A 15,810-nucleotide genomic window follows, 5' to 3' on the forward strand; every position below is an offset into this window, starting at 1 on the left:
TTCTTTAAAACGCCGTTTAGACCGACGAATAATGCTGAACCTTGAGTTATTTGAAGCTTCTTGGTGTAGAGCGCTATTTCTTGAGTTTTGCTCTTGGGAAAGGCTTCCTAGGCAAGCGGGAAATATGACGACGCGAATAGATAGTTATGCGCGTTTTTTGGTCATACTCGAACGGAATACTTTGTCCGTCAGAGATATTGATCAGCAACACTTATTCAATTTATTTGGAGCTGAAAAGCTTCGCCGTTCTTTTCATGTGGTGAATTTCTTAGTAGAAAAACTAGGCATAGAGTGGGATAACGAAGAGAAAGAGCAAGCGATTGAAAATAAGAGGATTAATGATATTTTGCAATGTTATGAGAAGCAGCCTTGGCATCGTGAGGTCGTCGACTATGCAAAAGAATTGAGTGAGAGAGTTACTTACAAAGAGACACCAATCAAACCTTTGACTGTTAGGAACTATCTGCGAGCAGCTATAGAGCTATTGATGTCAGCCAAGGTATCTTCCATTCAGGAACTTCCCGAAGAAGCTATCGTATCTCATGCTAAGAAAAAGCCAGGGCATTGTGCTTCCTTAGCTGTTTTCAGAACCTTTGCCAAAGATAAATACGCCGTTAATCTCGTGTTACCTGAGAAAAAAAATAAAGGGATAAGCAATAAGCAACACGTTAAAAAAATTAAGGCAGTAATGGAAAAGCTTGTTTCAACACCGAACGAGCGCGAAGCTAAAGCTTTAATGCCTGCAGCAATTTCAATGCTTTATCAGTTGCCATTAAAAAAGGTACTTATGCTTCGCTGTGCACACGTTGTGCAATCCAGCCGAAAGGTGTTCATTACTGTGGATGATGAGCGCTACGAGCTCCTCGGGCCGCTGCCTCATTTAATGAAGGTAGATCAGTTGGGAATCGACCCTGAGGCTTTTATCTTTGCTGGCAGAAGCCGTATGCAGCCTATGAGCACGGGAACTGTGCGGTACCATGTAAAAAAGCTTGAAGCGCAAATAGGAATGTAAGGTGTAGAGCTTGGCCAATGTGAGCCCTATGATAATTCGCATGATAACCATTTGTTATCGCTGACAGGCTGCCACACCTTTGCCATTTTTTTATTCGCATCAAATTGGCTATTCGCTCTAGTGGTCAATACTGATGCCTGTGATTGTTAAATCCGACCTCGCGCTCCACCACCTGAGGAACCGGGACCTTCTACATATTCGAGGTTCAGATCAACTTCAATCCGAACAGGAGGAATACCATAAACCTCATCTTCCAATCTCGACTTTGCATAGTTATTAAGTGCAAATCGCTCGCACAGGTGTCCACCTTCTCGCCATTCTGATTTTGAAAGTCCAAGTACAGTGACTAATCCCAAGCCAGCATGGTAGATTTTGTAAGGCATTGAATTTTGGCTTTCCCTTGTGCCATGAATTATCGGCTCTTGCCAAAAAAGCTCCAAAAAATTTCGCTGCGGTTCAGTAAGATTAGAAATCGTTTGATTCACCATCCCCTTAAAACGATTTTTTTCGAACTCAATAAAAAGTGGACGTACTACAGGGCTCAGCTGGAAAAAAAACTCAGCAGCGGGTGCTTGATGTATTTTTGTGATCCAACCCGATTTGCTCAGCCAGCTAACTTCCTTTTCCCGGATATCCATGCGCTGCTCTGATTCAACCAATTCCCGAAGAACTCTGAGTTCTTTGGGATTGAGGTGTGGCAGGGTCATTCTCACCTTTTTTTTAAAGTTGGCCAGATCTCTCTCTTTTCTTAAACTAGCCTTTCGATCATTCTGCAAACTTAAGATCTTGAGACATCCAATTTCAAGCAACCTGACTACAAGGTATGAAACGGAGAACGCTCCAACTGTCAGGAAAAGAATTATGTAATCATCGGGAAAGCCAATATTAGAGAATAGTTTTGAGGCTGGCCTCCAGAGCAATAGAACAAGCAAAACCGTACCTAGTGCTCTAGCTGCTGATGTTACAGATGAGATCGAATCAAAGAATCTAATAGCCCATTCAGGCACAAAACCCCCTAAATTTAACGGTTTATGAGTGCGCATGCGTGCCTTTCTGGCAACAAGCACCTAACTATCTATCTGTAATGCTTCGTTAACTTAGGTGTCCAACATATCCCATTCGTCACCTAGAACCCAACGCAGCGCTGATAACTTCCCGTTGATTATTCCCCACTCAAAGTCACTCCATGGGCCTGTATCTTCATATTTCTCTTCAATGCGTTCAGCTGATTTAATAGCACCTTGGAGGATATGATCATGAATTACATCTGAGCCATAGCGCTCAGTTCCTTCAGGAACGATTTCAATTTCACCGTTTTCGATGAGCCATATACGGTTTTGATGACGGTTGTACCAGACCTTATCGACAAGCTCATCCATGGAGTCTAATATTTCTCTCAACCCTCTGGTTTCTTCTGAAAAATCATGTTCAAACTCGACTTCGGCAAGCAAATCAGGATCAATGTGGTCAATAGCTGGAGTTAGATTATTGAAATATAAAGAATTAGAAAATGAAAATATCTCGTCAAAATCCGAGTGCGGTTTTCGATGATCTTTCGAGGAAAAGTCGTTATGGTTATGGGTAACAAAAATACAAGTATCACAGCTACGATTTAGGCTACTCATAAACTCAAAAAACTGCTCAATGATAACAGCATCTGCGACAGAGTTTTTGTTTATATGAAAAGGCGCTCTTTTTTCTAGTCCACGTTGAATGGCAGCGATTTTTGAACGCTCACTAACTGGAGTTACCACTGCCGATTCAATTAGTCTTTCAACTCTATGGATAGTTGCGTAATTTGCCTCGGTTAAAAGGGGCAGTCTTGCATTGATATCATTCAGAACGTCTATGGTCGCTCCTTGCTTTTCACCAGCAAACTCATTTACCACAGCCTTGACCTGCTTAAATTCTTGAGACAGTCGTTGCGCAGTTTTCTTCGCCACACTCTCCTTATTTCGCTCATACTCATCAATAACCAGGTCAGCCAAGACTAATTTTACGCTGTTCGAACTCACCAGCTCCTCTAGTGCAGACACAAGAGGGAGATCACTTCTTTTCGTAGAAACATCTAGCAAAACACATGTATCGAGAAAGATGTAATTCATATGATCCTTATTCTCCCTTGTCATTGGTTCTGGCTCAAGTTAACGCCCGCATAAAGCGCGCGGGGTACGAGCGTCGGCTTCGATGCATTTTTTAGCCAATTTGATTCTCGGAATTCCAAAACCCATTCCATCCCCGGCTGGGACAAACCAAAGGAGTTAGCACCATGTTCTATGTCATGAGCGTAACCGAGACGGTCGTAACCCACGCCCGCACCCCGAAGACCTACCAATCCGCCGAGGTGGTGTCCGGCCACAAGGCTGATCATGCCGCTACCGACGCAGCGCACCGCTTGAATCGTCAGGCCGAGACGCTGGAGGCGTTCGTGGTGGTCGAGAACGAGAACAAGCTAGATAAGGGCGAGCGTTACCCGCAAGTTCTGGCGGCTGCCCTGGAGCAACGCCAGGAGTCGGAAGCTGTGGCGCTGCTGGTAGCGATCTGGGAGCCGGGACTGTACAACCCCGAGCGCGCAGCTCATGCCGAGGCTCAGGGCGACCGGGTAGAGCGTCACGCTGGGCGCCTAGCGGCGCTGGGCTTGTCCTTCGATGAGCTGGTGGAGCGCTATGGTGCCCAGGCCCGATCCGAGATCGAGCGTGTCGAGGCCGAGCGCCAAGAGCGCGCCGAAGCGGCGGCTCGCCGGGAGGCAGCGGCCAGCGAAATCACCGAGGCCGCCCAGGAACACACCTACTCGTTCCCGGCCGTGCGCGGCATCCAGGCGGGCAAGGAATACTACATAGCCCAAATTCCCTATGGGGTTCTGGTCAAGCTGTTCGTCTTCGATGAAGAGGACGTGCCGCCCGAGCTGCGCGCCCAGCGCAGCCTCAACGAGAAGCGTGCCCGCGACATTGGCCAGTACCTTTTTTGGCGTTTTCCTGGTGATGATTTTAGGTATCTATTTTGGTGCCTTTACGCCGACGGAAGGCGCTAGCGTTGGGGCATTCGCTACGCTGCTCTACGCCTTAGCGAAAGGCATGCGCGGCGCGCAGCTATGGCATAGCGTACAAGAGACATTGGCGCTCTCCGCGGTAGTGTTCTTTATGCTGGTAGGGGCCGAAACGCTGGGTTACTTCATTTCGGTGTCGCGCATTTCGTTCTCCATCACTGACCTACTCTACGGTATGGATCTAACGCCCATCGTCGTCGTGCTGTGCATCCTGGCGCTCTACTTCGTGCTGGGCATGTTCATGGACTCCATCGCGATGCTGGTGATCACCGTGCCGGTGGTTTACCCGATTATTCAGGCGATGGGCATCGACCCGGTGTGGTTCGGTATTTTGACCGTACTGACCGTTGAGCTGGGACTAATGACCCCGCCGGTGGGGATGAACGTGTTTGTGATTAAAGCGATGGCGCCACATGTCGGGCTAGGGGAGATATTTAAAGGGGTGGCGCCTTTTGTGGTTTCTGACTTAATACGACTAGCGCTATTAATCGCCTTCCCCATTTTGAGCACGCTGTTTCTGCTCTAGTTGGTGAGTACGCTTGCCTGTACCCAAGCCAGCGCTATGTCTCTGTGGTGTGCGGTAATACCTTCATCATGAAGGTTTCCGGGCAGTACCCGGCTGTGCACCATCTAATTGCCCACCCCGACATGCGGCGGATCAATTTCACCAGCTCCACCGGCGTTGCGCTTGATTTTTGAGGCTATCGAGATTTAAACCCCGAAGGTCGAACTGGGAGTTCAACTTTCGGGGTGCTGTGTAGACCTGTATTAATGGGCTCTGTGAAACTTAGAAATCGTATCGAACCCCTAAAGCCCACCAATCCTTATCAATCGCATTGATCTCCCTATCTGTACTGCTAGCATATTCTAAATATACAAACATTGGATCACTAAGCCGGTAGCTGCCACCCGCAACGTATTGGACGTCACTCAAATTCATGTCACTATTTTCCATATAGCTGACGTTCCCGTATATTTTGCCTTCTGAGTAACTAAAAACGGGTGCTATACCATAATGACGAATATCTCCCTGCTCTTCAAATAACGCACCGACACTTAGCTGTGGAGATATTTTGTAGGTTACGCTTGCCCCGAGTAGAGCATCATCATCACCTTCTGCTTCATCATAGCCAGCGGCAAAACGTACCGGGCCTGTTTCATAGGCTACATATCCCATTAGGTTAAGTGTTTCTTCTTCACCTGCATCTTCATCTTCTGGATCGAGCTTTCCAGCGACACCCAGGCTGAAGCCATCGAAACTTTGGGATTCAAAAGAGATAGAGTTTCCACGGGCGCGGGCACCACCTTTTGCCAAGGCTCGCCAATCCACAGTATTTCTTACATTGATAACCTTGGATATGTTCTGATAATAGATGGAGTCAAAGTTACCAACCTTTACGGCTCCGACGTCTTCAAATCGTAGCCCTACATATGTGTTCCTTATATCATCAATGACGTTAGGCCGTGCCTCGTCACGATCATTAGCGGTGAATCTAAACTCGGCTCTTATAAAACCCTCTAGCTTAGGATTTATCCTATGTCCAGCTTTAAAGCCAAGGCGTGAACCTTCTTCACTAATATAGTCGTTACCGTCATCGTTGTTTAACGTCAAGTGTATACGGCCATATAGGTCAAAGTAAGTTTCTCCGTCTTCATACACATTGAATGCCTGTGTGGTTCCTGAAAACCCTAAACCTGCTACTAGTGCCAATGTAGAAATGCCATGGCATTTTTTGTTGTTCAACAACATGTTTACTCCCTGATTTATCTTTTTGAGTTTTTTTTTACACTGCCGTGAGATTTTTTTTCTTTTTGGCCCTCCTCTTTTTTATTAAATGTTGTATGGCGTAGGCATTAATAAGCCGCTCACTCAGCCAAAGCGGGAGACTTTTTCATTGAATTTCCTTTGCGAGAAATTCTACTTTAAAGCACTACGGTTTGGTGGGGGGATTACCAGTGTGACTGAGGTATCGGCATGAACGAAGTTTAGGCAACCTACACTCAACGCAGATCCCAATAAAATTTTTTTCATTATGAGTACTTTTCCAGGTTAAATTAAATGTAGACGGTTTAACCGTCTAAAGAGATTGACTGATCCACCCAACTGGCACTCGTATGACTGGTGTAAATAACCAGTTTCTGAGCGGCTTTAGCCTGTAATAAAAGCGTGCTCACCTGATGACTACGCTCTGGATCCAATCCTGTACAGGGCTCATCTAAAAGTAAGATTGGAGGAGAAGAAAAATAAGCGTGAAGCAACATAAAACGCTGTAGTTCACCACCAGAGACATCACAGGCATAGCGAGAGAGTAAGCTAGGAGAGAGGTCCAGCAGTCTTAGTCCGTCGAGTACTGTCTTTGTGGGGACTAGAGCAAACCAATCCACAAGTTTTTCGCGAGGTAGTACGGTAGGATGTTGCCCTACGTACGACATTAATCGTGAGCGTAGAAATGCAAAGTGGGCGGGTGTCATTGTGCTTGGTGTGAACTGCTGATCGTGGGTTCGTATGCACAAGTGTGCCGTTCCTAAGCTTCGACTTCCCCAAATTCGTGAGAGCAAAGTCGATTTTCCTGAGCCTGACGCTCCCCAGATCTGTACGATCTGCCCTGTTTGTGCCGTTATGCGAAGTGGCCCATGATGTATGCCATTGCCTTCATACTGCAAAATCACAGTTGGTTTATTCATTAAATCATTGCCTTAACAAGAGCTTGGGCGATGAGATGCTCAGGCTCAGTAAGCAAACGATCCATAATGGATTCGCTGACGATGCGGCCTTGATCCATCACGATGGCCCGATCAGCAATGAGTCGAGCTAGACGTAAGTCATGAGTCACAAACACCATGGCAGTCTGTGTTTGGTTTCTCAAATTAGAGAGCACATCTAAAAAATCTGCTTGAGCGACTGAGTCGAGACCAGCAGTGGGTTCATCTAAAAATAAAATGCTCGGCTGATGGATCATGGCCGCAGCGATTTGTACGCGTTGGCGCATCCCTCCCGAAAAGTTCTTCACTGGCTCATGTAATCGTTCTGGACATAAACCAAGTCGCTGGCCCCATTTTTGTGCTTGTTTGAGTGCATCAACCGCACGGTTGTCACCTAAATCAAAAAGACGACGTACGATATTAGTGGCGGCACTTTGTCTCAGGTTTAGGGTTGTGCTGGCATCCTGAGCCACATAGCCACACGCCCGCCGACGTAAAAGGTTAGTTTGATAAAGACTGGTACGTAGTAAATCCTGGCCTAAAAGGGAAAGAGCCTGACAGTTGTTAGATAGCTGTCGTCCAGCAAGTATATTCAGAAGACTTGATTTTCCAGCACCTGAGGGGCCGACTAAAGCGAGAACCTCGGAAGGATAAAGCTTGAGGTGACAATCCGACAAAATACGGTGCCCAGCTATTTCAAGTGAGATAGCCTGTGCTGTCAGCACGGGATCTGGCAAGCTAAACATGAGCGCGCTCCTTGCATGCTTCGGAGTCGGAACATACCCAATGGGGGGTGTTTGACGTACCAATATTATCCAAATAATGAATAGATGAGCCGCAGATACAACATGCTGTATCGACTTTTTTCAGGCTAGCAGGCAGGTCAACAAAAGCTAAGTTTGCTAAGGGTGTATAGGCAGGCAATGCATAAATTCGTCGCTCGCGTGCGGCGCCAAAAATCTGAATAGCAGGCATCATCGCCATGCGGGGGTTATCCATAGCAGGAATAGGCGACGGTGACATTAAGACCCCATCATTAACAATCACAGGGTGGTCGTATCCTAAGCACGCCTCATCTTGTTGCAACCATGTTTCAAATAGAGCGCTTAACACGACACCGTAATCATGATGTGCGTGCCGTGTCAGTGCTTCGGCCGCATCATTAATAAATCCACGTAGAGGGTCAGGTCGAGGAACTTGGTACACCACAATTTGCTCTTCCCGCAACGGGCTTTCAGGGACTCGCTGACGCGTTTGAATGAGAGTAGCCTTTGAGCTTGTTGTCGTAATTGATATGTTTGCCGTTTTAGTAAAAAAATCCGCGATATTCAGGGCATTAACGGTATCATCCGAACCATGATCGACTACCTTTAACGTGTCATTCGGTTCTAATAAGGCAGCGGTAATAGCCATGCCTCCTACCCCCCAACCATAGGCAATGGGTAGCTCAGGAGCTGAGAAAGGTATTTGACGTCCAGGTAGACAGAGTGCTTTTAGGGTTTTACGACGTATTTCTTGTTTGGACGGTAGATCAAGGTAGGCATAATTCATATTTCCTCCTTAGCCTGAACTCGGCGTAAACGCGCTAAATCAGCATCAAAGTCAGAGTAATGAGGTAATTTCAAATGGCTGACATAGCCGGATGCAGCGACTCCGTCGGTATGCATGAGTGCATCACTGGTAGCACCCTCAATTTTAAAGTGCTGATCTACGATTGCCATGGCGACGGCTTTACGCTCGTTAGCTCCAAAAGCAATACCAAAACCCGCTTCTAAATGTGGAGATGAGCTAAAATTTGGAGCCACAGTAGTGCAGGCAGTTAACTCAACCTCACCAATGGATACGGTTAAATTGAGGTCTTCCAGCTCTACGAATATTTCAACGCTCCCTCTCATTAATTGCGCTACATAGGGATGACTCGTTGAGGCTTTACGCAAACTCTCGTAAGCTAATCCAGTTAAGTAGCCTTCTTCGCCACGAGCGAGATGAGCGAGACGCTCGCAAGGATCAGGTAAAGAAGGCAAAACAGTTCGCGTAATGTCTATCGGAGCTTTAGATATTTCGGTGCGGATAAGATCTGCGTACAGTGGCTCAGAGCTAGAGGGCGATGAGGGAGCTGTTATCACTGATTTAGGTAACTCGCACTGAGGGCGAGAGTGTTCTAAATCCATATTCAGTAAGCGGTGGGTGTAGTCGTAAGTGGCGCCTAAAATTTGCCCTCCAGCCAACTCTTTTTGCGTGGCGGAAATGTGGCGACTGTAATGCATTGTTTTTAGATCTATGTTTTGGCTTGAGCCAAAATTGGCTAATTGCGCGCGATGAGCACGTACGAGAAATACCGCTTCGGCAATGTCTCCCTGAGCTTGCTTAAAGGCAATAGCAGCAAAACGTCGATCGTATAAGCCCCCCTCACTCATGATCCGATCAAGAGCTAACGACATTTGTGCCATGATTTGATTAATTTCAATCTCGGGGATTGTGTCGTCGCCTCGGCGACTCCGTTCTACGGCTATACGGGAAGCAGCAATTGCTTGTTCACCACCCTTTACTGGTACGTACATTAAATGATCTCCAAAGTTAAGTGACGTGGTAATACAACCAGCTGCGTGTCAGCGCATAGTAGTAGGTCCACTCCACGCGGGTAATCGGCACGAAAAGCAATATGATCAATGACTACATTTTGATGTAACCCTGAAAAATATAAAGTGTGTGGTTTGTTGAGTCCTGCACCGGTGGCTCGTATAGCAAGCCCCCCGTTTGTAGGTGATATGGCGGCTATTTCCATGACAAGGGTTGCCCCACTTTCAGGCGCCTCACGGCTTCCTGCTGGAATATGTTGTAAGTGATGCCGTTGAGAACCTGCAAAAACCCATTCGGGAGTTTGGCTCAAGGTTGCGCCTGTATTCAAAATACGGCTTGTTAATTCCTTATTTTCCACCTCAATAGCTACCGTCGTTTGGCTGTCTAGAAGGCAGTCAACGATGCAATGAATAGCACGCTCTTCTAGTTGCTGTATGCGCATTGGGTAACCAAAGGCATGCAGTAGTCGCCGATAAGTACGCGTCTGCCGATGTAACTCATCGTCATGTCTGTGCTCAGATCGTAAAGGTATTTTCATGATTCTAAGTTTTTTGTGTGGTGTAGAAACGTACAGAAGTAGCAGCCGTCAGCTGCTCCCTCTCAGCCTTTTTTAGCTCTAACTGTTGGCGTATAGGGTGCAGCACCAGCTCACGTTGGTGGGAGGGGGCCGTTTGTAGAAAGGCGTCTAGATAGGCCGCTAACTCCGCTTTGCGTAGATCGGAGCCCAAATGTACTGCGTAACCTTGAATTTTCCCAATAGCGATTACGCAGCGAGTACAAGAAGCCTCACCAAACTGAAATGACACTGAGGCCTTACAAGCTTGTGTATTGAGCTGCACCAACCCCGTTTCAGGGCCAGCGAGTTTTTGTATAGGCACACCCGGATTGTAAGTAGCCCAGATATTTTCCAGATAATCTCGGTTAGCTCGGGCAAGTAGCCCGAGCCAAGTTTGACGTTCTTGACTCATGGCTATGACTTATTACGATAATACGGTAGCGTTGTAAATATCTTCTGCGGGCTGGACTAACAAGCGTTCTCCCATTTCGAGCTTCATTTCAGCCAAAATGATCTCTTCTTCTGGTGAGCGGTCTTTCTTGCGTGCTAACTGAATGAACTCGGGGCGTACGTGTCCGGGACGGATGGTGATTTCAACAGCGGTGCCACGGTACTCGAAACGGAAGTAATAACGACCACCGGGGGACTCTTCTTCTTCGAGCCCTACTGAGTTATCAACAATGTAGCGACCCTCAGTAAGACCGCGGGTAACAAACTCAATCGCATCTCTACCCCCTGGGCCTCCAAAGGCTGTGACACAGCGAATTTCACGTCGTTCAGGCAAACGACCATTATCTAGCAAGGGCCAGGCTCGCTGCATAACTTTTAGCCCGTGGGCTACACCACCCGGATAACCGGCACCGTGGTATTTTAATAACTCATCAAAGTGGACTGTAAATTCATGTCCATTTTCCAGATAGGAGATTGTATCGTTACTCATTGTATTTACCTTTGTTTAGAGGATAAGAAATGGGCATATCTTGATCCGGTTCACGTATTCCAAAAACCGGGCAGATTGTGCTTTGAAAATGTTCTCCCGTTTGCACCATTAGACGGCGTAGTCTGACGTTGTATAAACGGGATAACTCAGACTCGGTTAACAGCTCATCAGCTGGACCAAATTTAATCTGATCGTTGGTGTGCATCAGCAGTACTTTGTCTGCGAGATGCAGAGCGTGTTGCGGATGGTGAGTGGTAAAAACGACCGAATGGCTACGTACTCGGCGTAACTCGAATAAGACGTTAAGCAATAAGTCCTGATTAGCTAAATCTAAAGCTGAAGCCGGCTCATCAAGTATGAGTACCTCAGCACCAGTAGCTAAAGCACGAGCAAGCAACACTAATTGGCGCTCGCCGCCGGATAGAGAGCCATATAAACGATAAGCAAAATGCCCTCCGCCTACTTTTTCCAATGCTTCAAGAGCTAGCTTACGATCCCGCTGTGAAGGAAGGCTGAACATGGGAAGCAAGGCGGCTCGTGCCATGAGTACCACATCGAGGCAACAATGGTTTTCACTACCGTATTGGTATTGAGGTACATAGCCGATGAGGTGGGGTACCTGCCGTTGTCCTTGATCTAAACGTTGTGAGCCTAATAGAGCTTTTAGCAACGTAGTCTTACCGCGTCCGTTTGGGCCCAAAATGGCCAACGTTTCGCCCTTTTGTACGTTAAAACTTAAATCCTGAAAAATCACACGTTCACTAAAACGTACGCACGCTCCAGTTAAACTGAGATGAGAGGTAAAGACGGTTTGCATGATTAAGCCCTTTCACGTCGACGAGTGCATAGTAAGTACACAAAGACGGGGGCGCCAACTAGAGCTGTGAGTACGCCTAAAGGAATCTCTGCAGCAGTTAAACTACGAGCCAACGTATCAGTCAAAATCATGAAAGTGGCACCCAGCATAAGACTCGTGAAATAGAGCCGGCGGTGATCTTCGCCTACTAACATACGAGCAAAGTGTGGGATTACGAGTCCTACCCACCCCACTACGCCCGATGCGGTTACGCAGGCGCCGATAATGATAGAAATCAACGCGAAGACGATCATCCGGGAGCGTGCAACATGGATGCCAAACGACTTAGCTTCGTCGTCACCCATAGCGAGTACAGCAATGCGATAGCGCATTCTATTCAGTAGGTAAATGCTGGCAATGAGTATAGGAGCAGTTTGTGCAAATTTTTCCCAACTCGCCGTTGCAAAGCTTCCCATCAGCCAAAAGACGATGGCAGGTAAACTCGTTTCTGGATCCGCGGCATATTGAACTAACGAAATACCTGCTGCAAATAAAGCATCAATAACAATTCCAGCAAGCACAATAGTCATCAAAGTACGACCCGCCATATTTGAAATCAGCACTACTAAAAACAGAGCAGCAAATGCTGATACAAACGTAGCCCCCATCAGTAGCGGCCCCCCTACTCCAGCCAAAATTGCCAGTGATCCTCCTAATGCTGAACCTGAGGATAAACCTAGCACTTTAGGTGAAACGAGAGGGTTACGAAATAAGGTTTGTAAGGCTACCCCGCAGATGGCAAGCCCAGCCCCACATACTCCTGCCAATAATATGCGCGGCAAGCGTACATTCAAGATCACCAACGCATCCATATGCTGTGAGTTATCACCTCGTAAGGCTGCATATAGGATGGCTACAATCTCATCTAGCGCTACGCTGTATCGACCTACTGATAGCCCGATTAGCACAGTCGCTATAAGCAGTAGGGACAAAAGAGGCCAATGACTAGCACGCCAAGTGCTCAGGGTAACTGGCTCAACCATTTCTGAGGACGAGTGAATCGATCGCGTATATGTGTTCATTGTTTACGAAACACTTGATAACCGTGACTGTCGCCGTTCATAGCAATACGCAGAATTCGATCTATCTGCTCATCCGATAGGTCAAAGTTATAAAGTAATTTGAAGCCTTCTTTTAATTCGTGACGTAGGTCAAAAGAGAAAATATCGGGATGAGTAAGATTGGCCAGCCACATCCATGTGTAGGGGCTTTCATGGGAAGCACTATCCCAGATATATCCACCTTGAGGTGTCTTATAAACGCGTTTTTGTACGGCGGCATTTAAGCGAGAAAGTAATGGGTCGTCGTATATCGCTTCTAATCCAGCATCCGTCTCTGCTGCGGAAAGTAAGATAATATCTGGGTTCCATTCAAGAATCTGTTCCACGCTAACAGTGCTTTGTACGCCAGCTCCTTGAGCTACATTTTTAGCGCCAACCAGCTCGATGAAGGTTTGTTGATAACTTTTCTCACCAGTAGCAGTCAACTTGGATTTGGCAGAGCGCAAATGCAAAATGCTTGGTGTTGCATGAAAGCCTACTTGTTTTAAACCAGTAGTAATTTCACTTTGTACACGGTCACGCCAATCAATAAGCTTTGACAGTTTTTCAGTATTACCCGTGATATCAGCCACCATTTTCATATTGGCTCGGGCCAGCTCTTCTGTACCCGCATTGCCACCGCCTACCATTAGAGCAACGGGCAAACCTGCATTGCGAAGTGGAGCTACGATATCATCGCCGCGCTCACCCCACTGGATGACTAAATCCGGTTTAAGTTCTGCGATGGCCTCTACGTTGGGCATCCAACCACCGTTTTCCGACAAAATGTCACTGGAGATATCAACAGCTTCAGGAAACATAACGCTCATCATACCGCTCTCAAAGGCTCGTTTAGAGCCCTCATTCATACCCACTAACAGCTCGGTAGAACCATCTATTGCGATGAAGGTAGCTGCAGCTGGATTGGGCAGAGTAATGATACGTCTAGGAGGGGCTTCTAACTTAATTTCCTGTCCGGTTACATCAGTAAAGTTAAATTCTTGCGCTGACAAGTTACCTGATAACAAAGTTGTCGCTACTAGCACGGCAAAGCAACGGGGTATTGAGGTCATAACCTCTCCAATTAAGAATGAGATTGACTATCATTTTGATTAAAAATATTATAGCCAGTGTTTCATCAATTGGAATCGAAATGTTTATGACGGTGCGTGAAGTAATTTCGAACAAGCTAGCAGCAGTGTCTGTGCGTGACTTGCTTTTAGTTGAGGCCGTCGCAATGAAACGTAGTTTTCGTTATGCGGCCATAGACATGGGTATTTCGACCTCGGGCTTGTCTTATCAAGTAAAAAAAGTAGAGGAAATTCTCGGACAGCCCATTTTTGAAAGGGGGAGTAAAATAACACCCACTGCCTTTGGAAAGGAAGTTTTAGACTTAATCGCCGTAATTTTAGAAGGCGTGACTCGGCTTGAGGGGTTACGTGATGATGGCTTAGCTCTTCCCTTTGGGCAAACCTTACGTATTGGAGTGATTTCCTCACTGGCACCGGATAACTTGTTACGGATTATCCAGATTTGTGCTCACCGTTCAGGTAAAACTAAAGTCGAGTTGGTTAGTGGCAAGCATCAAGGTCTGTTACGGCGTTTACAGAACCGTGAAATTGATTTGCTAATTAGTGCAGCACAGTCGGTTCCTGAGGGGATGGCATATACAAGCTTATTCAAGGAACACTTTGTCTTACTAGTGCGAGCCGATAAACTTCAGCCTGAACTCCATCCTCTTATGCTCTGTGAGCCTGGATTACTACCACTTAGCGAGGATGATTTTGTTCCATCGCTAATTACTGAAGGCTTAAGTAAATTATTAAGCTCCGGCTTGACTCGTACATATGGCCTTGGTGTTGAGCATCGAATGGCTTTAGTTGCCGCAGGTTATGGTCATGCATTATTGCCGTATGGCTGGGTAAGAGATGTACATTTACCGGATCATTTAGCAGTGATGGAGCTTCCTCCCGCTTTATCGGCAGAGCGTGAATTAGGTTGCTTTTGGCGTCACTCATACATGATGGGGAGTCAAATTTCTCAGGCTTTTAGTGAAGCATGGATTACCTCTGCTATCAGGTAGTCGCGCCCATTATTCCTATGCTTTTGAGGCGAAATGGCTGATGCTGACATGAGTAGCCTCGCAAATAATGGTTATTAAACCCACGTGAGCATATTCAGACTAACATCAACGCCGGTAAAGGCATGGCCCTATGGGGGTATAGCGGGCGACCCATTGCACATGACATAGCCCCTTTCCACGGATAGCTCTTCATAATAACTTAAGTCACCTTTAGGGGGAGCTCTGATTATCTTTTTTGCTCGTTTGAAGCGTGTCGATTGTTATTGCCACTACCCCATATTGGTCTACTCACTATCCATGTGTGACTCCTCGCACCTCATCTAGAGCGGCATCAATAACGAGATCAGGGTCTGTAGCTATCAGATCCTGGGGCCTTAGCCCGCCAAGATAGCTGTTTATCGACTGAAACCAAAAGGCCATTCCCCATCCGTCTTTATCCTCTTTGAAGATGTCGATGATTTTCGACATGACGCGATACGGTCGGTAGCCAGCATCCTTCTCAAGCCCAAACGCTGGGTAGTAATCGGTGCCGTGGTCATTGATAGTAAAAATATCACCTTGTTGTTTCCACTGAGCAGGATGAACACTATCACCACGTGAGCGGACGCCTGGCAACTGCAATATCTCATCGACAGTTAACCAATCGCCGCTTTCCATCACGGCTCGACGCGCTCTTGCTTCCATCTCAGCTTCGCGCAAACTAGTTGGCGTGGTCATAATCTTAGGCACCCTTATTTTGGGTATGTACTCTGGTCCATTATCCTGGGGGCTATACTAATAAGTTAGCCGTCGCGGAAGTGATCGTCGTGGTACTTGAGGCTAGCCATGCATAAGCGGCCGATGATGGATAACGTCTAACCACCTTACGGTGTTCAACCTACCAGTGAGATAGCTTTGTTGGCTCCTCACTTTGAATTTGTTCTTCCTTCCTATGGCTACAACCTAGCGGATAGATAAAAGCGCTGGAAAACTATCAATCTCAAGATCAGAAACG

Annotated in this window: 17 protein-coding genes and 1 pseudogene; 4 read left to right on the plus strand and 14 right to left on the minus strand. The window is 46.8% G+C overall.

All coding sequences use genetic code 11. From position 1 onward, the window contains the following. Window positions 1–124 precede the first annotated feature (124 nt). The gene (locus ACT3TF_RS13365; RefSeq protein ID WP_096277095.1) at window positions 125–1,012 is read left to right on the plus strand and encodes a hypothetical protein; all 888 of its coding nucleotides are present in this window, start codon (window positions 125–127) and stop codon (window positions 1,010–1,012) included. Between the two features lie 146 nt (window positions 1,013–1,158). On the opposite strand, the gene ACT3TF_RS13370 is transcribed toward ACT3TF_RS13365, so the two are convergent. Together ACT3TF_RS13370 and ACT3TF_RS13375 are read right to left on the minus strand one after the other, a co-directional pair. Further along, the gene (locus ACT3TF_RS13370) at window positions 1,159–2,055 is read right to left on the minus strand and encodes a hypothetical protein (RefSeq protein ID WP_192524526.1); all 897 of its coding nucleotides are present in this window, start codon (window positions 2,053–2,055) and stop codon (window positions 1,159–1,161) included. Window positions 2,056–2,109: 54 nt separating this feature from the next. Then, entirely contained in the window at window positions 2,110–3,117 is a 1,008-nt protein-coding gene (locus tag ACT3TF_RS13375; protein ID WP_193092730.1) for a PIN domain-containing protein, read from the minus strand. Between the two features lie 176 nt (window positions 3,118–3,293). Here ACT3TF_RS13375 and ACT3TF_RS13380 point away from each other — a divergent pair, with 176 nt between their 5' ends. After that, window positions 3,294–4,043, plus strand: a complete 750-nt coding sequence (locus ACT3TF_RS13380; RefSeq protein WP_193057264.1) for a DNA sulfur modification protein DndB — start codon at window positions 3,294–3,296, stop codon at window positions 4,041–4,043. Further along, window positions 3,973–4,584 (plus strand): annotated as a pseudogene (locus tag ACT3TF_RS13385) (TRAP transporter large permease subunit); the annotation flags it as partial. The gene ACT3TF_RS13380 and the pseudogene ACT3TF_RS13385, both read left to right, overlap by 71 nt. Before the next feature lie 261 nt (window positions 4,585–4,845). Here ACT3TF_RS13385 and ACT3TF_RS13390 read toward each other — a convergent pair. From ACT3TF_RS13390 to ACT3TF_RS13440, 11 genes are all read right to left on the minus strand, one after another. Beyond that, window positions 4,846–5,808 (minus strand): porin, encoded by a 963-nt coding sequence (locus ACT3TF_RS13390; RefSeq protein ID WP_086961201.1) that lies wholly within the window; start codon window positions 5,806–5,808, stop codon window positions 4,846–4,848. A gap of 320 nt (window positions 5,809–6,128) precedes the next feature. After that, entirely contained in the window at window positions 6,129–6,743 is a 615-nt protein-coding gene (locus ACT3TF_RS13395; protein WP_016239123.1) for an ATP-binding cassette domain-containing protein, read from the minus strand. Continuing rightward, window positions 6,743–7,507 carry an ATP-binding cassette domain-containing protein gene (locus ACT3TF_RS13400; protein WP_016239122.1) on the minus strand — a complete coding sequence of 255 codons (765 nt, stop codon included), beginning with the start codon at window positions 7,505–7,507 and terminating at the stop codon, window positions 6,743–6,745. Before ACT3TF_RS13400 ends, ACT3TF_RS13395 begins: the two co-directional genes overlap by 1 nt. Continuing rightward, window positions 7,500–8,312, minus strand: a complete 813-nt coding sequence (locus ACT3TF_RS13405; protein WP_048766754.1) for an alpha-D-ribose 1-methylphosphonate 5-phosphate C-P-lyase PhnJ — start codon at window positions 8,310–8,312, stop codon at window positions 7,500–7,502. Before ACT3TF_RS13405 ends, ACT3TF_RS13400 begins: the two co-directional genes overlap by 8 nt. Then, the gene (locus ACT3TF_RS13410; RefSeq protein WP_016239120.1) at window positions 8,309–9,322 is read right to left on the minus strand and encodes a carbon-phosphorus lyase complex subunit PhnI; all 1,014 of its coding nucleotides are present in this window, start codon (window positions 9,320–9,322) and stop codon (window positions 8,309–8,311) included. Before ACT3TF_RS13410 ends, ACT3TF_RS13405 begins: the two co-directional genes overlap by 4 nt. Next, complete coding sequence (gene phnH / locus ACT3TF_RS13415) at window positions 9,322–9,879, minus strand: phosphonate C-P lyase system protein PhnH (RefSeq protein ID WP_048766753.1); 558 nt, start codon at window positions 9,877–9,879, stop codon at window positions 9,322–9,324. The genes ACT3TF_RS13410 and phnH overlap by 1 nt, the downstream gene beginning before the upstream one ends. A gap of 4 nt (window positions 9,880–9,883) precedes the next feature. Continuing rightward, window positions 9,884–10,309: a phosphonate C-P lyase system protein PhnG gene (phnG, locus tag ACT3TF_RS13420; RefSeq protein ID WP_081194694.1), complete on the minus strand. Its 426-nt coding sequence runs from the start codon at window positions 10,307–10,309 to the stop codon at window positions 9,884–9,886. A gap of 12 nt (window positions 10,310–10,321) precedes the next feature. Beyond that, window positions 10,322–10,837, minus strand: a complete 516-nt coding sequence (locus ACT3TF_RS13425; protein ID WP_019282989.1) for a hypothetical protein — start codon at window positions 10,835–10,837, stop codon at window positions 10,322–10,324. Then, the gene (locus ACT3TF_RS13430; protein WP_016239116.1) at window positions 10,830–11,654 is read right to left on the minus strand and encodes an ABC transporter ATP-binding protein; all 825 of its coding nucleotides are present in this window, start codon (window positions 11,652–11,654) and stop codon (window positions 10,830–10,832) included. Before ACT3TF_RS13430 ends, ACT3TF_RS13425 begins: the two co-directional genes overlap by 8 nt. Before the next feature lie 2 nt (window positions 11,655–11,656). Continuing rightward, window positions 11,657–12,715, minus strand: a complete 1,059-nt coding sequence (locus ACT3TF_RS13435; protein WP_096277100.1) for a FecCD family ABC transporter permease — start codon at window positions 12,713–12,715, stop codon at window positions 11,657–11,659. Continuing rightward, window positions 12,712–13,806, minus strand: coding sequence for an ABC transporter substrate-binding protein (locus ACT3TF_RS13440; RefSeq protein WP_096277102.1), 1,095 nt, complete (start codon window positions 13,804–13,806; stop codon window positions 12,712–12,714). Before ACT3TF_RS13440 ends, ACT3TF_RS13435 begins: the two co-directional genes overlap by 4 nt. A gap of 23 nt (window positions 13,807–13,829) precedes the next feature. On the opposite strand from ACT3TF_RS13440, the gene ACT3TF_RS13445 reads away from it, so the two are divergent. Then, window positions 13,830–14,816: a LysR family transcriptional regulator gene (locus tag ACT3TF_RS13445; RefSeq protein ID WP_225734538.1), complete on the plus strand. Its 987-nt coding sequence runs from the start codon at window positions 13,830–13,832 to the stop codon at window positions 14,814–14,816. A gap of 291 nt (window positions 14,817–15,107) precedes the next feature. Here ACT3TF_RS13445 and ACT3TF_RS13450 read toward each other — a convergent pair whose 3' ends face one another. Further along, a complete protein-coding gene (locus tag ACT3TF_RS13450) occupies window positions 15,108–15,533 on the minus strand; it encodes a hypothetical protein (protein WP_225734539.1) in 426 nt (141 codons plus the stop codon). Window positions 15,534–15,810: the final 277 nt, after the last annotated feature.

The sequence above is a fragment of the Halomonas sp. AOP25-F1-15 genome, from assembly GCF_052378675.1.
Taxonomy (GTDB): Bacteria; Pseudomonadota; Gammaproteobacteria; order Pseudomonadales; family Halomonadaceae; genus Vreelandella; species Vreelandella casei.